This is a genomic window from Gordonia lacunae (genome assembly GCF_002149015.1).
Taxonomy (GTDB): Bacteria; Actinomycetota; Actinomycetes; order Mycobacteriales; family Mycobacteriaceae; genus Gordonia; species Gordonia lacunae.
On the sequence record NZ_NGFO01000048.1, the window covers coordinates 1 to 21,810 of the forward strand.

General features: G+C 69.3%; 21 protein-coding genes. 10 read left to right on the forward strand and 11 right to left on the reverse strand.

Annotated features, from left to right (window positions below):
• From CA982_RS24615 to CA982_RS24640, 6 genes are all read right to left on the reverse strand, one after another.
• A partial coding sequence (locus tag CA982_RS24615; RefSeq protein WP_144066113.1) for a DUF222 domain-containing protein occupies positions 1–946 on the reverse strand: 946 nt, incomplete at its 3' end.
• 277 nt (positions 947–1,223) lie between these two features.
• Positions 1,224–2,453: an ABC transporter permease gene (locus tag CA982_RS24620; RefSeq protein ID WP_086537753.1), complete on the reverse strand. Its 1,230-nt coding sequence runs from the start codon at positions 2,451–2,453 to the stop codon at positions 1,224–1,226.
• The gene (locus tag CA982_RS24625) at positions 2,450–3,346 is read right to left on the reverse strand and encodes an ABC transporter ATP-binding protein (protein ID WP_086537754.1); all 897 of its coding nucleotides are present in this window, start codon (positions 3,344–3,346) and stop codon (positions 2,450–2,452) included. The genes CA982_RS24620 and CA982_RS24625 overlap by 4 nt, the downstream gene beginning before the upstream one ends.
• A complete protein-coding gene (locus tag CA982_RS24630; RefSeq protein WP_086537755.1) occupies positions 3,343–3,957 on the reverse strand; it encodes a hypothetical protein in 615 nt (204 codons plus the stop codon). Before CA982_RS24630 ends, CA982_RS24625 begins: the two co-directional genes overlap by 4 nt.
• The gene (locus CA982_RS24635) at positions 3,954–4,286 is read right to left on the reverse strand and encodes a helix-turn-helix transcriptional regulator (protein ID WP_086537756.1); all 333 of its coding nucleotides are present in this window, start codon (positions 4,284–4,286) and stop codon (positions 3,954–3,956) included. Before CA982_RS24635 ends, CA982_RS24630 begins: the two co-directional genes overlap by 4 nt.
• Positions 4,287–4,347: 61 nt before the next feature.
• Positions 4,348–5,499 (reverse strand): NAD(P)-binding domain-containing protein, encoded by a 1,152-nt coding sequence (locus tag CA982_RS24640; protein WP_086537757.1) that lies wholly within the window; start codon positions 5,497–5,499, stop codon positions 4,348–4,350.
• A 70-nt stretch (positions 5,500–5,569) separates the two neighbouring features.
• On the opposite strand from CA982_RS24640, the gene CA982_RS24645 reads away from it, so the two are divergent.
• Positions 5,570–6,301, forward strand: coding sequence for an enoyl-CoA hydratase (locus CA982_RS24645; RefSeq protein ID WP_086537758.1), 732 nt, complete (start codon positions 5,570–5,572; stop codon positions 6,299–6,301).
• A gap of 16 nt (positions 6,302–6,317) precedes the next feature.
• Here CA982_RS24645 and CA982_RS24650 read toward each other — a convergent pair whose 3' ends face one another.
• The gene (locus tag CA982_RS24650) at positions 6,318–7,412 is read right to left on the reverse strand and encodes an XdhC family protein (protein WP_086537759.1); all 1,095 of its coding nucleotides are present in this window, start codon (positions 7,410–7,412) and stop codon (positions 6,318–6,320) included.
• A 58-nt stretch (positions 7,413–7,470) separates the two neighbouring features.
• Complete coding sequence (locus tag CA982_RS24655) at positions 7,471–8,178, reverse strand: GntR family transcriptional regulator (RefSeq protein WP_086537760.1); 708 nt, start codon at positions 8,176–8,178, stop codon at positions 7,471–7,473.
• 165 nt (positions 8,179–8,343) lie between these two features.
• On the opposite strand from CA982_RS24655, the gene CA982_RS24660 reads away from it, so the two are divergent.
• From CA982_RS24660 to CA982_RS24685, 6 genes are read left to right on the forward strand one after another with little or no spacing between them, the layout of a single operon-like run.
• A complete protein-coding gene (locus tag CA982_RS24660; protein WP_086537761.1) occupies positions 8,344–9,327 on the forward strand; it encodes a BMP family ABC transporter substrate-binding protein in 984 nt (327 codons plus the stop codon).
• 11 nt (positions 9,328–9,338) lie between these two features.
• Positions 9,339–10,898, forward strand: a complete 1,560-nt coding sequence (locus CA982_RS24665) for an ABC transporter ATP-binding protein (protein WP_086537762.1) — start codon at positions 9,339–9,341, stop codon at positions 10,896–10,898.
• Positions 10,898–12,061 carry an ABC transporter permease gene (locus CA982_RS24670; protein ID WP_086537763.1) on the forward strand — a complete coding sequence of 388 codons (1,164 nt, stop codon included), beginning with the start codon at positions 10,898–10,900 and terminating at the stop codon, positions 12,059–12,061. The genes CA982_RS24665 and CA982_RS24670 overlap by 1 nt, the downstream gene beginning before the upstream one ends.
• A complete protein-coding gene (locus CA982_RS24675; protein ID WP_086537769.1) occupies positions 12,058–12,984 on the forward strand; it encodes an ABC transporter permease in 927 nt (308 codons plus the stop codon). Before CA982_RS24670 ends, CA982_RS24675 begins: the two co-directional genes overlap by 4 nt.
• A gap of 36 nt (positions 12,985–13,020) precedes the next feature.
• On the forward strand, positions 13,021–14,001 hold the full coding sequence (locus CA982_RS24680; protein WP_086537764.1) for an ornithine cyclodeaminase family protein: 981 nt from the start codon (positions 13,021–13,023) through the stop codon (positions 13,999–14,001).
• Entirely contained in the window at positions 13,998–14,465 is a 468-nt protein-coding gene (locus CA982_RS24685; protein WP_086537765.1) for a nucleoside deaminase, read from the forward strand. The genes CA982_RS24680 and CA982_RS24685 overlap by 4 nt, the downstream gene beginning before the upstream one ends.
• A gap of 10 nt (positions 14,466–14,475) precedes the next feature.
• Here CA982_RS24685 and CA982_RS24690 read toward each other — a convergent pair whose 3' ends face one another.
• The 3 genes from CA982_RS24690 to CA982_RS24700 are packed head-to-tail and all read right to left on the reverse strand — an operon-like array spanning position 14,476 to position 17,691.
• Positions 14,476–15,798, reverse strand: a complete 1,323-nt coding sequence (locus CA982_RS24690; RefSeq protein ID WP_208618113.1) for a D-arabinono-1,4-lactone oxidase — start codon at positions 15,796–15,798, stop codon at positions 14,476–14,478.
• Positions 15,795–17,084 carry an alanine racemase gene (locus CA982_RS24695; protein WP_208618106.1) on the reverse strand — a complete coding sequence of 430 codons (1,290 nt, stop codon included), beginning with the start codon at positions 17,082–17,084 and terminating at the stop codon, positions 15,795–15,797. The genes CA982_RS24690 and CA982_RS24695 overlap by 4 nt, the downstream gene beginning before the upstream one ends.
• Positions 17,068–17,691, reverse strand: a complete 624-nt coding sequence (locus CA982_RS24700) for a TetR/AcrR family transcriptional regulator (RefSeq protein WP_086537767.1) — start codon at positions 17,689–17,691, stop codon at positions 17,068–17,070. Before CA982_RS24700 ends, CA982_RS24695 begins: the two co-directional genes overlap by 17 nt.
• 105 nt (positions 17,692–17,796) lie before the next feature.
• On the opposite strand from CA982_RS24700, the gene CA982_RS24705 reads away from it, so the two are divergent.
• From CA982_RS24705 to CA982_RS27000, 3 genes are all read left to right on the forward strand, one after another.
• Positions 17,797–18,981: an MBL fold metallo-hydrolase gene (locus CA982_RS24705; RefSeq protein ID WP_086537771.1), complete on the forward strand. Its 1,185-nt coding sequence runs from the start codon at positions 17,797–17,799 to the stop codon at positions 18,979–18,981.
• A complete protein-coding gene (locus CA982_RS24710) occupies positions 18,978–21,491 on the forward strand; it encodes an HAD-IC family P-type ATPase (protein WP_086537772.1) in 2,514 nt (837 codons plus the stop codon). The genes CA982_RS24705 and CA982_RS24710 overlap by 4 nt, the downstream gene beginning before the upstream one ends.
• A 53-nt stretch (positions 21,492–21,544) precedes the next feature.
• Positions 21,545–21,810: antitoxin (locus tag CA982_RS27000; RefSeq protein ID WP_086537768.1), on the forward strand; the 266-nt coding region annotated here is incomplete at its 3' end.

Consider the following 21,810-nt stretch of genomic DNA (forward strand, 5'->3'; position numbering starts at 1 on the left):
GGGTGGCGTCGGGGCGGGCGGCGAGGTCACGGACGTGCTCGTCGCTGATGATGCCGTGCTCGTCGAGGAACCCGACCCCAGGCGCCCCCGCGAGGGTGGCGGCGTCGGTGACCACATGGATCACTATCTCGGCGCGCACCGCGTCGAGAACACTCTGTGGGTCGGGAATGTCGGCAGTGCAGGTCTGTTCGTTGTCGCACTGGCACTCGAATGCCTTGCGGGTCAACAGCGCGAACATCGCATCGGACTGGCGGTGCCCGCGCTTGCGCCCGTCTCGTTTGCATACCGCATCAGCGAGGACGCTGACGGCTTTGGCTGAGATCCGCACGTTCTCTGCCGACATGACGGCGGTGAGTTCGGCGGTGCCGTCGGGCAGTTCGTGGGTCCACACCCCACGTCGGTCCATCGCGTCTTTGCGGCGTTGGCGTACCGCATCCGGATCGTGGCGGAACACGAGGCGGTCGACCATGTCCCGCAACCGCGCCCGATCCCACACACCGCTGCGGCGGCGCAGAGTATCGGCGATCTCGGCGTCGAGGGCGGGGATGATGGGGTCGTCGGCGGGGATCAGCTCGGTGCGGGAGAGGATCAGCCGGATCTGCCACTGCGACAGGATCCCGTCACGCAAGGTGTCCGCGGTGTCGGGGAGCCGGTCACGCAGGGCGATTGCCTCGTCGATCAAGATTTCGGCCTGCCGTCGTGACACGGCGGCTTGGCGGGCGATCCGGGCGGCGCAGTCGGCGTGGCCGTCCATCACGAAGCCTGAGGCGCTGGTGGTGACGAGCCGGTCGGTCATCGCCGCGATCGTCTGATATCGATGCCAGGCGAGATAGGACTCTCCGCGTCGGGTGGCGTCGAGGCCGGCCATCAACATGACCAAGTCGGTCTCGGCCGCGCGGGCAGGATCGACCCCGGCGACGAACTCGCCCGACAGATCGGTCCACACCCTCACAACGCCCCCCGACGCCTATTTCGTCACCCGCCCCGACCAGGGTGATCCGCTACAGATCAATGTAAACCCGACCACCGACAATCCCCGATGAGTCTCGACAGTAGATCGCATCATCGTCGTGACGGGTTGCGACGCTTGCGGATTCACGGGTCGGCGTAGCTGGGGTGGGGACGGCACGGCGCCTCGCTTCGCTCGGGGCTCTCAACCAGCAGGGGGCGTCGCGAAGGGTCCTGCCACGCATCGCAACAGGACCCTTCGCGAAGCTCGCTCCTCAGCGGGCGAGCTTGAGCACCTCACCCCAGCCGATCCGCGAGCCGGTGCGCAGGATGGATCGCTGGTAGATCCGCGCCGCGATCCAGGTGGCGGCCGCACAGGCGGCACCCATCAGTCCGAAGGTGACGATGATCTGGACCGCATCGGTGTCGCCGGTCGCGATGCGCATCGGCATGAGGGCCGCGCTGAACGGCGGTATCCAGCTGAGTACCTCGATCAGCGTCGAATCCATCGCCTGCACCCCGAAGATGCCGGAGTACAGCACCGCGACCGCGAGGAACGTCAGCGGGGCCGACGACGAGTTCAGCTCCTCCTGCCGGGAGACGATGGCCCCGGTCGCCGCATAGAGCGAGGAGAAGAACAGGAAGCCGAGGAGGAACCAGGCGATCACCGCCGCGAACATCCCGATGGCGGCACCCGGGAGGGTGAGTATTCCGGTCGCGGTGCCCGCGATCAACGCGGTGGCGCCGAGGAGGACCACCTGTCCGAGGGCGACGACGCCGATGCCGATGATCTTGCCCCACAACAGGTGCAGCGGCTTGATGGTCGCCAGCAGCAACTCCACGACACGCGACGTCTTCTCCTCGACGACGCCGACGGCGACCATGGTGCCGCCCATCATGATCGCGGTGACGAGCAGCACCACGCCGACCATCGCGATCAGCAGACGCTGGCCCTCGTCGGGGTTGTCCGGCTCGGTCTGCGAGACCGAGATGTCCACGGTGGGCAGCGTTGTGGCGTCGACGCCGCGCTCGGCCAGGGCGGCCGACAGGTTCGCCTGGGACACCGCGGTGCGGATGGGGCCCTCCAGCGCCGGTTCGAGGCTGTCCTTGGTGATGATCACATACGACCCCGGCGTCTCCCCGGGCACCAGCGCGGCCTTGACGTCACCGCTGACGACCCGATCGCGTGCCTGCTCGACGGTGTCGGCCGGTTCGGTGGCGATGGTGGTGCCGGAGGCCTCGCCGACGGACACGATGGACTCGGTGACGGCGGTCGGCTGACCGACGACGGCGACTTTCTCGACGTCGTCACCGCCGGAGAACAGATTGATGATGATGGCTCCGGCGACGATCACGATCATCAGCAGCGCCGTACTGACGACGAAGGACTTCGTCTTGGCGCGAGTGGTGATCTCGCGCGCGGCCACGAGCCGGATCGTCTGTGCGGCAGATGCTCTGGGGTCGGAAGCGGTGGCGGTCACCGGGGTGTCGGGAAGCGTGGTCATGCGGATACCACCTCTCGGAACAGGTCGGTCAAGGACGGTGTCGAGGTCGCGAACCGGTGCACCGGCCCGTTCTGGAGTGCGGTCGACAGGATCAGCTGATCGTCGGCGGCCTCGGGGTCGATCAGCAGGCGGGTCGTCTCGCCGTAGTCGACGCGGCGGACGCCGGGCAGGGCGTCTGCCCACGCGACATCGGCTCGCGGGCCGGTGATCTCGAGCGTGATGCCGTCGCGGGCCCGGAGGTCGTCGACGGTTCCGAGAGCACGCATCTCGCCACGGGCGATGATGCCCACCCGGTTGCAGAGGCGCTGGACGAGGTCGAGCTGATGCGACGAGAAGATCACCGGAATGCCCTCGGCAGCTTTCTCCTTGAGCACATCGCTCATCACGTCGACGGCGACGGGGTCCAGGCCGGAGAAGGGTTCGTCGAGCACCAGGACGCTGGGGTCGTGGACGAGGGCGGCGGCGAGCTGGACCCGCTGCTGGTTGCCGAGGCTCAGATCGGCGACGTTGTCGTCGTAGCGTGCACCCACACCGAGGCGGTCGGTCCATCGCTGCACGGAGTCCTGCGCCTCGGCCGCCGACATCCCGTGCAGGCGGGCGAGGAAGGTCAGCTGTTCGCCGACCTTCATCTTGGGATACAGACCGCGTTCCTCGGGCATGTACCCGATCCGTCGACGCAGGTCGAGGTCGATGGGCCGGTCGCCCAGGCGGACCTCACCCGCGTCGGCGGCCAGGACACCGAGGATGATCCGCATGGTCGTGGATTTGCCGGCGCCGTTGCTGCCGACGAAACCGAAGATCTCGCCGGGATCGACGGAAAAGGTCATGTCGCGCAGCGCGACGAGGTCTCCGTAGCGTTTGTGGAGCCCGTCGACGATCAGTGGTGCGGTCACGGCGCACTCTCCTCACTGGTGATGGTGGTCGGGTCGGATGACAGTGCTTCGAGATCTTCCGGATCGGGATCGGCCATCCACCAGGCGGTGAGCATGGTCGGTACACAGATCGCGGACAGGACGAGGGTGATGAGCAGGATCGCCGAGCCGTACACCGCCTGGCCCGACACCTCGTCGCCGAAGCTGAGGACGACGAGCACCGCGTAGGGGATGAACATCAGGCAGTACAGGACGGTGAAACCGATGGACCGGGCCGAATTGCGTTGCGCCACCTGGATCTCGTCGAGTGCGGTGACCGGGGTGTCGGCGATCGAGCCGGTGACGATCCGCATCAGGTACAGCGTCGTCACGATGCCGGCGAGGCCGATCAGGAAGGGGACCAGGAACAGCCCGGTGTCGACGAAGGCGATGACCGAACTGACGATCAGGATGACCGCGAACAGCGCTTGCACGACCACGAGCCGACGGTAGGTCCGCCGGGTGCGCCAGGAGGTGAGCCGGTGGGCGTTCTTGTCGTTGAACTCCTGATGCCGGCGACCCCGCCATTCCTCGTAGCGGCGCCAGAGCGCCGGCGTGGCCTCTTCGGGGATGGCCGAGTAGGGGTCGGTCATCGTTCACCTCCGGTGTCGTCGGTGGGGATGCTGTGGACGGGTTGTGGTTCTGGTGCTGTCGGCGACGGTTCGCGCCGGTAGAGCGCCGCCGACATCGCGCCGAACTCGCGCCGGCTGAAGACCGCTTCGACCGGCAGGTCGAAGACGTCGCAGATGCGGAAGGCGAGGTCGAGGCTCGGATAGTTGTCGCCCCGTTCGAGTGCGCCCACCGACTGCACGTTGATGCCGACGAGGGCGGCGAGTTCGGCCCGCGACATCCGACGCTCGGCGCGAAGCACGCCGATGCGGTTGTAGATGGGAAGCTTTTCCCCACGGCGTATTGGACTCACCTGACTCAGTGTTGTGAAAACACAACAGCTTGTCAAGAGAGGGCAATCCGCCGGCGTCAGGTCAGCGTGCGGACACCCCGAGCAGCTCGGCCGCGACCCGGGCCGCCTCACGTCCGGCCCGATTGGCGCCGATCGTCGACGCCGACGGACCGTAGCCCAGCAGCTGGATCCGCGGGTCGGCCTCGACGACCGTCGCGAGGCGCCCCGTCATGGTGATCCCGCCACCCGGCGCGCGCAGGCGCAACGGGGCGAGATGGTCGATGGCGCTGCGGAATCCGGTGTTCCAGAAGATGACGTCGACGTCCAGGTGCTCGGGAGCACCCGGACGCCCGAGGGCCTCGGCGGCGCGGGCGTCGCAATCCCAGCACACGCCGGTCTCGGTGATGCGGGTGAACATCGGGCGCCATTCCAGGATTCCGTCCCGCTTCGCCGCCGCGATCGCCGGGGTGAGAGCCAGCCCGGTCACCGACACCACCGACGTCGGGGGCAGCCCGGCGCGCACACGCCGTTCGACGCGTGCGACGGCCTCGCGTCCCTGCTCCGGGGTGAACGGCTCGGAATTGAACACCGGCTCGCGCCGGGAACACCAGAACGTCTCGGCGCCGGGCGCCGTCCGGGCGATCTCGATCAGCAACTGGATCGCGGAGATGCCCGCACCGACCACCAGGACGCGCTGGTTCTCGAACTCTCCCGGCGACGTGTAGTCGTGAGTGTGCAGCTGCCGGCCGCGGAAGTCGGCCGCGCCGGGGATGTGCGGGATGAACGGCCGATCCCAGGTGCCGGTGGCGTTGACGACCAGGTTCGACGTGACCGAACTGCCGTCACCCAGCTCGGCGCGGAAGCCGTCGGCCTCGCGACGTACGGCGCGCACATGCACCGGCCGATGGACGGTGAGGCCGAACTTCTCCTCGTACCGGCCGAAGTAGTCGGGGACGGCCGTCGCGGCGGGCAACTCGTCGCAGTCCAGGCCGAGCGCCTCGACCAGACCCCAACCGGGCAGGTCATGGACGCGGTTGGCGGTGGCCAGGGTCAGCGTCGGCCACCGGAACTGCCAGGCGCCGCCGGGTCCGGGAGCGTGGTCGAGCATCTGATAGCGATCACCGAGCCCGAAGCGATGGAGGAAGTAGGCCGCCGAGAGCGCGGCTTGTCCGCCGCCGATGATCAGCACATCCGTATGCGGGGCCGGCTGTGCGCCGGTCGGGGGGATCTGCACGTCACCACCTTGTCACGCCGTGCCGCTGCCACGACCGACAGCGCGGGTGTGGTCGGTAGGCTTGGGGCCCATGATCCACTCCACCACCGACGAATCGGTCGTCACGATCGAGTTGGACCGGGTAGACAAGCGCAACGCCTTGAACGAGGAGATGCTCTCGGGCCTGTCCGGCGCCTTCGATGCCGCGCTCGGCGCCGGTGCCCGCGCGATAGTCGTGACCGGTCGGGGGCCGGTCTTCAGCGCCGGCGCCGACCTGTCCGGCCCGGTGTACGACAAGGGATTCCTGGACATCCTCGTCCGCACCCTGCAGCAGATCGAGACCGCGCCGGTGCCCGTGATCGCGGCACTCAACGGCTCGGCGATCGGCGCGGGGCTGCAGCTGGCGATGGCCGCCGACCTCCGCGTGATGGCACCGGACGCCATCGCGGGCATACCGGCAGCGAAAATCGGTGTCGCCGTGGATGAGTGGACGATCCGGCGACTGGTGTCGCTGGTGGGGGCGGGGCAGGCCCGGGGCATGCTGATCGGGTGCGACCCGCTCGGTGCCGACCGGGCCCATGCACTGGGCTTCGCGAACCGCATCGGCGATCTGGTCGATGCCCAGCACTGGGCGCACACGATCGCCGACCTCGCGCCGCTGACTCTCCAGCATTACAAGCTCGTTCTCAACGGCGACGGTGCGCGCGACGCGGCGCCTGACGACCGGACCGCGGCCATGCTGCGGGCGTGGGAGAGTGCCGACCTGCAGGAGGGCCGCGCGGCCCGCGCCGAGAAGCGCGCGCCTCGTTTTCTCGGGTCCTGATCCGCGGAGTACGCCGCTACCTGCGGTGAATCGGCCCGCTGCCGGCATGAAGAGGTGTGGCGGTCGCCCGGTGCCGTTCGGCGATCAGTTGCGCCGCGATGGCCACGGCCGCCTCGCCGGGTGTGTGCCCGCCGAGGTCGAGTCCCAGCGGTGAGCGCAGCCGGGCTAGTTGCTCGTCGTCGAGGCCCGCGTCGCGGAGGCGTTGACGGCGGTCGTCGACGGTCCGCCGCGACCCGAGCGCACCGACGAAACCGAGCGTCGACGAGGCGAGTGCGACCCGCAGGGTCGGGACGTCGAACTTCGGGTCGTGCGTCATCACGCAGATCGCGGTCGACGAACCGACGCGTCCGTCCCGGATCTCGCCCGCCAGATAGCGATCCGGCCACCCGACGACGACGTCGTCGGCGTCGGGAAACCGCGCGCGGGTGGCGAACACCGGCCGTGCGTCGACAACCGTCACCCGCATCCCGAGACTCGTCCCGAGTGAGCTGAGCGCACGGACGAAGTCGTTGGCGCCGATCAGGATCAGCCGCGCCGGTGGGGCGAAGGTCTGCACGAAGGTCCGGGGACGTTCGTCGGACGGGGCATCGCAGTCGTCGACCCCGATGAGCCCGCTGCGGCCGGTGGCGAGCAGATCGGCGACGTCGTGGTCGAGACGACGCCAGGACGGCTGCACCGCCGCCGTGGCGAGGTACCAGTCGGTGTCGTCGGTGAGGGTCGTGGCCCAGGAGATCGGTTCGTCGTCGTCGAGTGCGGCGACCAGGCGGGTGAGGTGCGCTCGGCGCTCGGCGGTCGGGGCCACCCGCTCGACCAGGACCTCGATCTGTCCGCCGCAGGTGAGGCCCGGCGCGGGGTCCTCCGGATCGTCGACGCCGTAGTGTTCGACCACCGCGACGCCGTCGGCCAGGACGTCGCGTGCGGTGTGCACGAGCGCGGATTCGACGCAGCCGCCGGACACCGAACCGATGACGGTGTCGTCCTCGGTCACGATCATCGCGGCGCCCAGCTCGCGGGGAGCTGATCCCGTGGTGCCGACGACCCGGCAGAGCGCAACCGGCCGCGCGTCACCGGTGTCGAGGAGTTCGGTCAGGGACCGCAGGACGTCGCGCATGTGCTCCAGTGGACCAGAAGATCACCGTGCCGACCAGGTGGCCGGCGACCCGACGTCCTCACCGGCGCCGGCTCTTGGTCAGCGCCACGGGGTCCAAGGCGTTGCGCGACCATTGCGCCGCCATCGCGAGGCTGGCCGCGCGGCCGGAATGTACATGGTGGAACGCCGAGTGCGCCGCCCGGTCGGGATCATGGGCGGCGATGGCGGCCAGCATCTCCTCGTGTTCGCGGCACTGAACGCCCGGGTCGCGGTCCTTGGTCAGGTGGAACAGCCACTGCGTGCGCGCCTCGAGCGGTCCGAGGACGTTCTCCAGCAACGGGTTTCCCGCCAGGTCCACGATGATCGTGTGGAACCGGGAGTTGGCGGCGGCGATCGCCGGCTTGTCGTCACGCGCCGTCGCGTCGCGAGCGATCTCCAGCTGATCGGCGAGCAGGGCGAGTCCGGCCGGATCGGCACGTTCGGCGGCCAACCGGGCGGCCAGCACCTCGAGGCTCTCGCGGACGTCGAACAGGTCGCGCACGTCGTCGGCCGTGAACGGTGCGACGATCGCGCCCTGACGGGGCACCATCACGACCAGACCGTCCTGCTGAAGTCGCTGCATCGCCTCGCGGAGGGGGATACGGGACACCTCGAGTTCCACGGCGAGATCGCGTTCCACCAGTCGGGTGCCGGGTGCCAACTCGAGACCGACGATCCGCCCACGCAACACTTCGTAGGCACGATCGCTCAGCGACTTCCTGGCCGGGGTGTGGACGGCTTTGGTCACGGCTCTCCCTTCGGTGTGGCGAGGGCCAGCGTACCCCCGGAGCAGTTAACGGTATACCGTTAACTGCTCCCTTACGGCGGCGTAATCCGTCCGCAATGAACCGCGCGGATTCTCTTCATAACGGTATACCGCTACGAGGTAGCCTCGTCGACCAGGAGAAATCCATTGAAACGTACCCTCCCCATCGCACTGATCGCCGCCGGCGCGCTCGCGCTCGGAGTGACCGGCTGCGGATCGTCCGGCTCGGCTGCCGACGACGACACGCTGTCGGTCGGGGTCTTCCTGCCCGGCTCGGTCAACGACACCGGCTTCATGGAGTCGGCGTATGCCGGCGTCAACAGGATCAAGGATCAACTCGGCGATCAGGTCGACATCAGCTACGTCGAGCAGGTCGCCGCGGCCGACTATCAGCAGGCATTGCAACGGTTCGCCTCGGAGAACGAGTTGGTGATCTCGGTGGGCGGGCAGACCGATGCCGACCTGCGGAAAGTCGCGCCGCAGTTCCCGGACGTGACGTTCGTCGAGATCGGCGGTCCGGCGGATGCCGAGCCGATGGCGAATCTCGCGTACTACGACCCGCAGCAGGCCGAGGCCGAGTTCGTGGCCGGGGCGGCATCGGCAGCAGCCTCGACGACCGGCACGATCGGGTTCGTCGGGGGTGTCGAACTCCCGGCGATCGTGAACGCGGCGAAGGCCTTCGAGAACGGCGCCGAGTTCGTCCGACCTGGCGTCCGGGTTCTGGCGCCGCAGTATGTCGGTGACTTCAACGATCCGGCGAAGGCCAAGCAGGCCGCGTCGGCGGCCTATGCCGGTGGTGCGGATGTGCTCAGCCAGATCGTCAACCTCGGCAAGCAGGGCATCGAGCAGGCCGCGAAGGAGACCGGCAACCGGATGAGTGGCGGTCCCATCCCGGGCGACTGCACCAACCCGGTGTACATCGGTTACGTCAAGACCGACATCGGCACGGAGGTCGAGTACGCCGTCAGGTCGGTCCTCGACGGCACGTGGGAGGCCGCGCAGGTCCCGTTCGGCCTGACCAGCGACAAGGGCGGCACCGACTACCTCGTGTGCTCGACCGTCCCGGCCATCGCCCAGGCGGTCGACCGCGCGAAGACCGCCATCGCCGACGGCTCCGTCGCACCGTACTGAGGTCGCCGACGATGACGACCACCACGGACATCCCGGTGACCGGGGGAGACTCGCTGCTCAGGCTCGACTCGGTGGCGAAGACCTTCGGCACGGTGCGCGCGCTCCACGACGTGACCATGGCGGTCCGTGCGGGTTCGGTTCACTGCATCCTCGGAGAGAACGGCGCCGGCAAGTCGACCCTGTGCAACACCATCTTCGGGACAGTGTCCCCCGACCGCGGCCGGATGATGCTCGAGGACGACGAGTACCGGCCGCGCGGCCCGGCCGATGCCATCGATTCCGGTGTGGCCATGGTGCATCAGCACTTCTCACTGATACCGACGATGTCCGTCGCGGACAATCTGGTCCTCGGATCCGGGGGATTCCGGCGGCCGCTGCGTCAACTGCGCGAGGACCTCGACCGGATCGCCGACGACTACGGGCTGGGGGTCGATCCGACGGCGATGGTGCGAGATCTCAGTGTCGTTGCGCGACAACGGGTCGAGATCGTCAAATCGCTGCTGGCCGGCCCGCGGCTCATCCTGCTCGACGAACCGACGGCCGTCCTCGACCCCGCCGAGATCGATGCGCTCATCGAGACGTGTCACGCGCTGGCGTCGAGTGGGAAGTCGGTCGTGCTGATCACCCACAAGCTCGGCGAGGTCGCCCGCGTGGCCGACGAGGCCACCGTGCTCCGGGCCGGCACCGTCGTCGGCGGGGGACCGCTCGCCGACATCACCCGGGAGGAACTGCTCGAGATGATGCTCGGCGAGGCCACGCCGCTGGCCGACGCCCTACGACCGGCCCGCCGCCCGGCCGTCGACACATCCGTGGCTGACGACGCGCCGATCTGCCTGCGGGTCAACGGTGTCCGGGTTGCTCACGCGGACGGCCGCGTCGCCCTGTCGGGGGTGGACCTCGCGGTCCGCGCCGGCGAGATCGTGGGTGTCGCCGGCGTCGAGGGCAACGGTCAGTCGGAACTGACCTCGGTGCTGTCGGGTGCGTTACGGCCCGACGAGGGGACCGTGACGGTCGACGGCGAGGATCTGACAACGGCGACGCAGGCCCGCCGGACACGTGCCGGCCTGGCGGTGATCCCAGAGGACCGTCACGCCGAGGGCATGATCGGTGCGATGAGCGTCGCCGAGAACTTGGCGTTGCCCCGGTTGCCGCAGTACCGGCGGTGGTGGCTGCTCGACCGATCCCGCATGCGAGCCGACGCGCAGACCGCGATCGCCGAGTTCGACGTCCGTGCCCCCGGCCCGGATGCGCCCCTCGGGAGTCTGTCCGGCGGCAACCAGCAAAAGGTGGTCCTCGCAAGGGAACTCGGCACACCCGGGCTGCGCGTCGTGGTCGCCGCACAGCCGACCCGCGGCCTCGACGTCGGTGCCGTCGCCTTCGTCCTCGACCGGCTGCGCGCGGCCGCCGACCTCGGCGCCGCCGTGCTCGTGACCTCGAGCGAACTCGACGAGTTGCTGTCGGTGTGCGATCGCATCGTCGTCGCCTACCGGGGTGGACTCCACGGGTCCGTCGACACCCGATCACCGCACGCCGCCCGCGAGATCGGCAACCTACTCACCGGAGTCGAATGATGGACACCGTCAACACAATTCGGTCGCACCTGTCGAGAGTGGCCGCACACCCCCGTGACCTCAGCCTCCGCAACCCCGTCGTGGTCGGACTCGGCGCGGTCGTGATCTCGGCCGCCGTGGGCCTTCTGCTCGCCGCGGCCGCCGGCGCGGATCCGGCCACCGCGATCGAGGCCCTCGTCGACGGCACGCTGGGATCGCCGTTCGCCGTGGGCACCTCGATGAACAGCGCCGCCGTCCTCATGCTGGTCGCGATCGGATTCACGATCGCCTACCGGGCCGGACTGGTCAACGTCGGCGGCGAAGGACAGATCTGCCTCGGCGGTATCGCCGCGACGGCGGTCGGGGTCTCCCTCCCGGACGGCGTGTCTGCGGTGCTGGCCATCCCGCTGACACTGGCAGCCGCGGTACTCGGCGGCGCCCTGTGGGCAGCGATCGCCGCCTGGTTGAAGGTCCGACGGGGTGCCAGCGAGATCATCACCACTCTGCTGCTGAACTTCGTCGGCCTCGCGTTGGTCGTGCTCATGGTGCACGAGGAAGGTCTGCTTCGGCAGCCGGTGACGTCGTCGGAGACGCTGCCGCAGTCGGAATCCCTCGCCGAGTCGACGCATCTCCCGCTCCTGGGCCTGACGAAGAATCCGGCCACGATCGCGATCGTGCTCGCCGTCGGACTCGCCGTCGTCGTCGCGACCCTGCTGCGGTACAGCGCGATCGGAATCCGTCTGCGGGCCGTGGGCCTGTCGCCGTCGGCGGCGGCGCGGCTCGGTGTGCCGATCGACCGCACCGCGTTCCTCGGGCTCACCACTGCGGGAGGATGTGCCGGTCTGGCGGGCGGATTGCTCGTCACCACTGCGCCGTTCGTGCTGGCCGAGGGGTTCTCGTCGGGGTTCGGATTCAGCGGCCTGGTCGTCGGACTGCTGGCCCGAGGGTCGATGATCGCGGTCGCCGGGGTCTCGCTCCTGTTCGGTTTCCTGGTCTCGGGTGGGATCAACCTGCAACTCGAGGCGGGTGTCCCGTCGTCGACGATCACCGTCGTCCAGAGCGTCCTCATCATCCTGATCGCCGCCACCGCCTGGTGGGCGTCATCATCGCCGACGAAGCCCGCCGCAACCGCGGACACACACTGCGGCACGCCGGCCCCCGCTATCGAGGAGGTGCCGGCATGAACGCCACCATGATCACCGAGATCTTGGCCAGCGGTGTGGCCTTCGCGATCCCGCTGCTGCTCGCCGCTGCCGGCGAGTCCGTCAGCGAACGGGCCGGGGTCCTCAACCTCAGCATGGAGGGCATCATGCTGTGCGGCGCGTTCAGCAGCGTCCTCGTCTCGGTCACCACCGGCTCGGCGCTCCTCGGCGCCCTCGCCGGGGTCGGCGCCGGGCTCGCCTTCGGGGTGATGAACGCCCTCCTCAGCGTCCGGTGCCGGGCCGACCAGATCGTGATCGGTGTGGCCGCGAACGCACTCGCGCTCGGGCTCACCACCTTCGGGGCGCGCATCCTGCTCGGCGACGGCAAGGGCAACAACGTTCCCGCATTCGACGACATCCACATCTCCGTGGTGAGCGACCTCCCCGTCATCGGGCCCGCCCTGTTCGGGCAGACCGTCCTCGGATATCTCTGCCTCCTGGTGGTCGCGGGACTGGCGATCGTCTTCTCCGGCCGCACCATGATCGGCATCCGAGTGGACGCCGTTGGTGAGGATGCGACCTCGGCGGGCTGGACCGGGTTGGCTGTCAACAGGATTCGCGTACTGGGCGTGATGATCTCGGCCGGCGCCGGGGGGCTGGCCGGTGCCCAGCTCGCACTGTCGGATGTCCGGTCGTTCAGCGAGAACATGACCGCGGGAATGGGATACCTCGCCGTCGTCGCGGTGATCGCCGGACGCTGGAAGATCACCGGAATTCTCGTCGCCGTCCTGTTCTTCGGCGTGGCCCGGGCCCTGCAGTTCGCACTGCCCGCGGTCGGCGTCGACATCCCGTACGCACTCCTGGTGATGCTCCCGTACATCATCGCGATCGTCGCCGTCGCCGGCCTGGTCGGCGGACGCACGGCGCCGTCGTGTCTCACCGTTCCCTACGTCGGTCGTGTCTGACGTGCGCGAAACCACCTGCGAGAGAGAGGGCCTGTCATGGCCATTATCCTGACCCATTCCGATGTCGCCGGACTGATCGATCGGGCGGCGGTGCACACCGCGGTCGAACAGGCGCACATCGACCTGTCGACCGGTGCCGCTGCCAATCCCGCGCCGGCGATGCTGCCGATCGACTCCGGGACCGTCCTGCCGATGGCGGCGTCGGCCCGCCGGTGCCGGGCCAGCGCGGTGAAGATGCTGTCCGACATGCCGTTCAATCGTGAGTCGGGGGGTCCGGCGCAACGGTCGACCATCTTGCTCATGTCCGCCGACACCGGTGAGTGCGAGGCGGTGATCGACGGGCGGCTGATCACGGCGATCCGCACCGCCGCGGCGAGCGCCGTCGCGACCGCGCATCTGGCCCGCGCCTCGAGCACGGTGCTGGGCCTGATCGGTGCCGGCACGCTGGCGGTCGAGCACACCCGGGCGATCGCGCGGGTGCGGCCGCTGGAGAAGGTGGCCGTGTGGTCGCGCAGTGCGGCCACGGTGGACCGGTTCCGCACCGCGGTGGCCGACCTCGATCTCGAGGTGGCCGTGGCCGACTCACCGCGCCATGTGGTCTCGACCGCCGACATCGTCTGCACACTCACCCCGTCCCGTGAGCCGATCGTCGAGGGGGCGTGGTTCCGCGCCGGCATGCATCTGAACGTCGTCGGTGCGCCGCCCAGAGCCGATCATCGGGAGGTCGACGGTGCGGGCATGGCCGCGGCCCGCCTCGTCGTCGACAGCCGGCCGACAGCGCTGGCGAAGTCCGGCGACGTCGTTCTCGCGATCGGTGAGGGCCACCTCGCGGCCGACGACATCGCGACCGAACTCGGCGATGTGATCGTCGATCCCGCGCGTGGCCGGCAACGCGACGAGGACATCACACTGTTCGACTCGGTCGGGATCGGGCTGCAAGACCTCGTCACCGCACGACTGTTGGTCGATGCCGCGCTGGAACGGGGTGTCGGCACCCGGGTGGAGCTGGCCGGATGAGCATCCCGGACCGGGAACGAGAGTTGTTGCGGCGCGCCATCGACCTGGCGGGTGAGGCGGGCGAGAGAGGCAACCGGCCGTTCGGCAGTGTGATCGTCGCCGACGGCCTCGCCGTGGCGGAGGGCCGCAACGAAGTCGGGTCCTCCGGCGACATCAGCGCCCACGCCGAACTCGTGGCACTCCGTCGGGCGGTCGACGCCGGGCATGCCGAACGGCTGGCCGGCGCGACCGTGTACGCCAGCGGCGAGCCCTGCCCGATGTGTGCGGCCGCGTGCGTGTGGGCGGGTGTCGGCCGGATCGTCTTCGCCGCGTCGACCGCAGCGTTCACCGCGGTCATTCCCGACGGCCCGCATTTCCGGTTGTCCTGCGCGGAGGTGATCGCGGCCGGTGACACCGGGATCGTCGTGGACGGACCCCACCTCGAAGTGGAGGCGCTGGAGATGATGGCGCGCCACGCCGGCTAGCGTCTGCGCGCTACTCGCCGAGAACGCGCCGCAGGTAGTCGTTGGCGAACACCCGGGACGGGTCGTAACGGTCTCGGACTGAACGGAATTCGTCGAACCGCGGATAAACGCTGCGCAGGTACCCGGCGTCGCGGGTGTGCATCTTGCCCCAGTGCGGCCGGCCGCCCAGGTCGGTGAGGATGGCTTCGACGTCGGCGAAATAGGCGGCCGAATCGGCGGGATCGTCCCGGTGGTACCGATGCACGGCGATGTAACCACTGGTACGGCCCGAGGCCGTGGACAGCATGAGGTCGTCTGCGGCGGCGGCGCGAACCTCGATGGGGAAGCTCACGAGATAGTCGCGTCGGTCGAGCAGGGCGCGGATCTCGGTCAGTGCCGCCGGCACGGCGTCGAGGTCGATGGCGTATTCCATCTCGCGGAACCGGACGTCGCGGTCGGAGACGAACACGCCGGTGGAGGAGTCGGTGAACTCCCGCGCGGAGAGTGCGCGACCGGTGACACCGTTGATGGCCGGTACCAGCTTGGGTGCGCGCGCGCCGATCTCGCACAGGAGGCGCAGCGCTTTGTTGCTCAGCAATTCGTCGTCGATGCAGCGCTTGATGCGTGACGGGCCGGTGAGCGGGGCGTCGGGGCCGACCCGGGTATTCGTCTTGACCAGTGCGCAATTGGTGTGCGGGAACAGGTAGAACTCATGATGATCGGTGCTCGCGACGCGTTCGTGGAAGGCCGCGATCGCCGCGTCGGCGGTCTCGGGCCCCTCGACGGCGTGCAACCGGAACTCGTCCACACACTCGATGGTCAGCTCCACGACGACGCCGAGGGCGCCGAGACCGAGCGCGACGGCCTGGAGGTCGGGGTCGGCTGAGGTCAGCGTGACGATGTCGCCGGTGCCGGTGACGACTGTCGCGCCGACGATCTGGGTGCTGATGCCGCCGAAGGCCAGCCCGGTGCCGTGGGTGCCGGTCGAGGTGGCGCCCGCGATGGTCTGCCGGTCGACGTCGCCGAGATTGGTCATCGCGAGACCGAGAGGTGTAAGAAGTCCTGGGATCTCGTGGAGATGGGTACCGGCCCGCACGGTCACGCGGTGGCCGTCGGCCGACACGAGGCCACGCAGGCCCGACAGCTCGAGCTGCACATCGTCGGCAACGGCGATCGGGGAGAAGCTGTGCCCCGCGCCCACGGTCTTCACCGTGCCGCCGCGCGCCGCTGCCTCCCGGACGATGCCGGCGATCTCCGCCGCGCTCGTCGGGCTGACGACGCGGTTCGGTGAGCACCCGGCGGTACCGCCCCAGTTCCGCCAGGCGTGCGTCGAACGCGCCGCGGTCCCGTTCACAGGAAGCACTTGCCCTCTCCTCGGTAGGTCGGCACGACCTCGCTCACCGTGGCCCGCCCGGCATCGTCCCGGTCGATGATCGCGACCTCGCGAGCGCGTTCGCACACCTCGCCGGACTTGGTGTGCCGGAACCATACCCGGTCCCCGATGGCGATCTGGTCGGCCGCCGTGCCGCGCAGCGGCGTCTGCACCTCACCGGCGGCCTCGGTACCGACATAGGTGAGGCCGGACGGCCACACCGGTGTCGGCAACCGGTCGGCGGCGGGTGGGCCGGACGCGATCCAACCACCGCCCGCACAGGTCACGATGCCGGGCGCCGGGCGCCGGACGACGTCGAGCCCGAACGCCAGTGCGGGTGCGGGCCGGAACCGCTCATAACCGTCGAACAGGTGGCCGCCGAACAGCCCACTGCCGGCGGCGATGTCGGTGACTGCACGATCTCGGGCGGTCTCTTCGAGGGATCCGGTGCCGCCGGCGTTCACGAACTCCAGATCCGCGATCTGACGCAGTTCCGCGATCACCTTGCCCCGACGCCGGCGCAGCTCGGCCATCGAACGGTGCTGCATCGCGCGGACCGCGCGGTTGGCCAACGCCTTACCGGGGACCGCATCGGCCACCCCGGCCACCTGCGCCTCATAGGACATGACCCCGACGAGGTAGAAGCCGGGCCGCGCCACGACGGCGCGGGCGAGTTCGAGTGCGTCCCGGCGCGAGTGCACCGGCGAGCGGCGCACGCCGATGTGTACCCGCCCGGCCAGCAGGCGGTATGACGCGTCGAGGTCGATGGCGACACGGATGGGCGGGCGGGCGCCGGCGGACACGACGGAATCGATGACGTCGAGCTGGTCGACGGAGTCCACGAGCACGCTCACCCGGCTCGTCGCGACCTCGTCGGCGACCAAGGCCGCCAGCGCATTCCGCCGCACGCTGGGATAGCCCATCAGCACCTCGCCGATTCCCGACCGGGTGGCCAGCCAGTGCGCCTCGGCCAGGTCATAGGCGAGTACACCGTGAAAGCCGGTGCGCCCGACGACGTCCTCGATGACCGAGCGGACGCGGACGGACTTGGTGGCCAGACGGATGGGGACACCTGCCGACCGTCGGGTGAGGTCGGCGACGTTGTGCTCCAGGGCGGCCCGGTCGAGTGCGAGGACCGGGGCGTCAATCCCCGCGTCGGCGACCGCCTGATCAATTGCCGCCCAGTGGGAGTCGGGATCGGTCAGCCACGGGTCGGGCGTCGTCCGACTCGCCGGGGGCGCGTCGGGGGCGTCACTCGAAGCTGACATGGCTCATGAGCTGATCGGCGATCGAACGGATGATCGCGTCGACGACCTTGTCGTCGGCGGTGCTGAGGTAGACGAGGGTGATGGAGTTGGTCGCCGCGATGATGAGGGGGCCGAGGTCCTCGACCGGTGTGGTCCAGACGATGGGCGTGAGGTCGGCCATAGCCCGGAGCCCCGCCGACGCCACCCGGTAGAGCTGCTCGTACATGTGCTTGCCGATCTGCTGCAGCTCCGGATGGTTGTGGGCGTAGATGCCGAGAGCGATGGCCGCCTGCATCCGGCCCGGGTCGGCCTTCAACAGGTCGTAGAACGCGTGGAACTGGCGCACCATGCTCAACCGGATCGTCTCCAGCCCGGGCTCCGATCCGTAGTCGGCGGCGGGCAGCACGGCGTGCAGCATGCGCTCGATGTCGGTGGGCACCGCCGTCTCCATCACCGCGCACAACAGTGCGGTGCGGCTCTCGAACGCGTAGTGGAAGCTCGCGAGCGGCATCCCGGCGTGGGCGCAGATGCGACGGGTCGTCGCGCCCTCGACCCCGTGATCGGCGATCACGCGGTACGCCGATTCGATGAGCGCGCTTCGACGTTGGTCGACGGACATCCGTGCCACTGCGGTGACTTCCTGACCGCATGCGCCGGCGCATGCTCGGTGGACAATGCTCGGTGGAGCCTATCAGTGCCGGTGAGGCACACAATGCGCTTCACGCACTACTGTGTGGACGTGACCTCCACGACCGGTAGAAAAGGCGCGACCGACCTGCGCCACGATGTCCTCGCCCGCGTGGGTTCGGCAGGAGTGGCGGTGGCCGATGCCGTCGTCGGGCGGCTCGCGGCCGAAGGACTCGGCCCCGCCCGCGCGCTCGGCGCGTCCCGTGAGGACATCGCGCCGCACATTCTCCACAGCCCGCACCAGCGCGACGGCGCCTTCGACAACCTGGAACCCCCGTCGATCGCCGACCCGAGCCTGCAGGTCCTCACCGACATGGCCCGGCGACCCGGCCGGCCGCGCCGACCCGTCATGGTGACGGTCCCGCGCTTCGACGCGCCGGCCGACCTCGCCGTCACCTGGCTCGGTCACGCCACCGCCGTCGTCGACATCGACGGCGCCCGTGTCATCACCGATCCCGTTCTGAGCCGTCGCTGTTCGCCGAGCCAGATCGTCGGTCCCGCACGCATGCACGCCGCGCCTCTGTCGGCGTCTCAGTTGCCGCCGCTCGACGTCGTCCTGATCAGTCACGATCACTACGACCATCTCGACATGGACACCGTCACCACCATCGCCGACACCCAGCCCGATGCGATCTTCGTCACGACGATCGGGGTCGGTGCACACCTGGTGTCGTGGGGGATCGCCGAAGACCGCATCCGCCAGGCGGATTGGTGGGAAGAGGTGGTGGTGCCGACCGGCGCGGGCGAGCTGCGCTTCACGTGCGGTCCGGCGCGACACTTCTCCGGCCGCTGGCTGGCGCGCAATCTCACCCAGTGGGGCAGCTGGGCGATCGCCGGCCGCGACCACAAGGTCTTCTTCTCCGGGGACACCGGCCACAGCGAGCGATTCGAGGACGTCGGCGCCCGCCTCGGCCCGTTCGACCTCACCCTCATCGCCGTCGGGGCCTACGACGTGATGTGGCCCGACATCCACGTGAATCCGGAGGAGGCCCTCTCGGTCCACCGGATGGTCTCGCCCGGTACGGGTTCGGACTCGGTGTTCATCCCGATCCACTGGGGGACCTTCACTCTCGCGCGTCATCCCTGGGGCGAGCCCATCGCGCGACTGCAGGCGGATTCGCGGCCGGACACGCCGACGATCCTGGTTCCCCAACCCGGTGGCTCGATCGACCTGACACACCGGACCGGTACCGGTGTGGCACAACCCGGTTGGTGGGAGGCCTCCGCGTGAGCGCGCCGACTCCGGTCGCCAGTCCCGGTCTCACCGCCGCCCAGGTGGCCGAACGGGTCGCGGCCGGCCAGGTCAACGCGCTGCCCGACCGCTCCGGTCGCAGCGTGTCGGACATCGTGCGCGCGAACGTCTTCACGCGGATCAACGCGATCCTCGGGGTGCTGTTCGCGATCGTCGTGTTCACCGGCTCGCTCATCAACGGGTTGTTCGGGCTGCTGATCATCGCCAACTCGGGCATCGGCATCATCCAGGAGATCCGGGCCAAGCGGACCCTCGACAAGCTCGCGATCGTCGGTCAGACCCGACCCCGGGTCCGGCGCGACGGCACGGTGACCGAGGTGCCGCCGGACGAGGTGGTGCTCGACGACATCATCGAGATCGGAGCGGGCGACCAGATCGTCGTCGACGGCGAGGTCGTCGAGGCGACCGCGCTCGACGTCGACGAGTCGCTGCTCACCGGCGAGGCCGACCCGATCGACAAGGACCCGGGAGCCGCGGTGCTGTCGGGCAGTTTCGTGGTCGCCGGTGGTGGCGCGTACCGCGCCACCAAGGTCGGCGCCGACGCCTACGCGGCGCAGCTCGCGGCCGAGGCGTCGAAGTTCACCCTGGTCTCCTCGGAACTCCGCTCCGGGATCGACCAGATCCTGCGGGTGATCACCTGGCTGCTGATCCCGGCCGGGGTACTGACCATCGTCAATCAGCTCTTCATCAGCGACAACGGATTGCGTCGGGCGCTGCTGGGCATGGTCGCCGCGCTGGTGCCGATGGTCCCGGAGGGGCTCGTCCTGATGACCTCGATCGCCTTCGCGGTGGGTGTCGTGCGTCTGGGCAGGCGACAGTGTCTGGTCAACGAGCTGCCGGCCATCGAGGGACTGGCGCGCGTCAACGTGGTCTGCGCCGACAAGACCGGCACCCTGACCGAGAACGGGATGCGGCTGGCCGAGGTGCGGACGCTCGGCTCGGTCCCCGGCGAGACCGCGGCCCAGGTGCTGGCAGCACTCGCCGCCCACGATCCGCGACCGAACGCCAGCATGCTCGCGGTCGCCGAGGCCCAGCCGGTCGCGCCGGACTGGACGGTGACGGCGGTCAAACCGTTCAGCTCCGCCACCAAGTGGAGCGGGATGTCGTTCCGCGGGAGCGGGGCCGGACCGACGGCCGGGAACGACGCCGGGCACTGGATCATCGGTGCGCCCGACGTCCTGCTCGATCCGGAGGGGGACACGGCCCGCCTCGCCTCCGACATCGGCGCCACCGGGCTCCGCGTGCTGTTGCTGGCGTGCACCGACGTCCCCGTCGACACCGACCCCGCGCCGGGCGAGGTCGCGCCGGGAACCGTCTCCCCGGTCGCGCTCGTGGTCCTCGAACAACGGGTCCGGCCCGATGCGCGCGGCACGATCGACTACTTCGAACAGCAGCATGTCGCGGTGAAGGTCATCTCGGGGGACAACGCCCGGTCGGTGGGCGCGGTCGCCGCGTCACTCGGCCTCGGGTCGGCCGACACGTCGGTCGACGCACGTGAGCTGCCCGACGAGACGGGCGAGCTCGCCGACGTCGTCGAACACGGCGTCACGTTCGGACGGGTGCGGCCCGACCAGAAGCGCGCGATGGTGAAGGCGCTGCAGTCACGGGACAACACCGTCGCGATGACCGGTGACGGCGTCAACGACGTCCTCGCGCTCAAGGACGCCGACATCGGCGTCGCGATGGGTTCGGGCAGCTCGGCAGCCCGGTCGGTGGCGCAGATCGTGTTGCTGGACAACAAGTTCGCCACCCTTCCCTACGTGGTGGGCGAGGGCCGTCGCGTCATCGGCAACATCGAGCGCGTCTCGAACCTGTTCCTCACCAAGACCGTGTATGCCGTACTGCTCGCGCTGTTCGTCGGCGTCGGCGGACTCCTCGGTGCGGTGTTCGGGTCCGATCCGCTCAGCTACCCGTTCCAGCCGATCCACGTGACGATCTCGGCCTGGTTCACCATCGGCATCCCGGCGTTCGTGCTGTCGCTCGCTCCCAACAACGAGCGAGCACGCCGTGGTTTCGTCCGCCGGGTACTGCTCAGCGCGGTGCCCAACGGCATCATCGTCGGGCTGTGCACCTTCGTGACCTATCTGATCGTCAACCCGGGCGGAGCCGGTGTCGAGGTGGGCGGCGACGCCGTCGAGCTGTCGCCGGGACAGACGCAGGCCGCCACCGCGTCGCTGATGACCCTGATCGCGATCGCGGTCTACGTGCTCGCCGTGGTCGCCCGTCCGTACAACTGGTGGAAGATCGTCCTGCTGGCCGTCTCGGCCGGCGCCTACGTGCTGATCTTCGCGTGGCCGTTCACGCAGGACCTCTTCCGGCTCGACTCCTCGAACTGGGGGATGAACTCGGTGGCCCTGATCTCGGCGGCGATCGGGATCGTGTGCGTCGAGGTCGTCTCGCGCGTGGCGCCCAAATGGATCGCCACGCACGGGGACGACCGGCCTGTGGAGGAACCGCAGGCCAGCAGGGTTCTCACGACCGACGGATAGAATCTGCGGCAAGCTGCCGGAACATGTCCGGCACACCGAACAGAGGAGACGTCATGGATCTCAAGGGACTCGTCAACAAAGCCCGGGCCACGCTGCAGAAGAACCCGAACCTGATCGAGAAGGGCGGCGACGCCATCGACAAGGTCACCAAGAACAAGTACTCGGGTCAGGTCGACAAGGCGCAGGACGCCGTGCGCAAGGCGGTCGGCGCGCCGGGGCAGGGAACCCCCGGGCAGAACCCGCCCACCAACCCCACCAACCCCGGGGAGCCGCTGCCGGGTCAGCAGAGCCCGCAGCCCCAGAACCCGCAGCCCCAGAA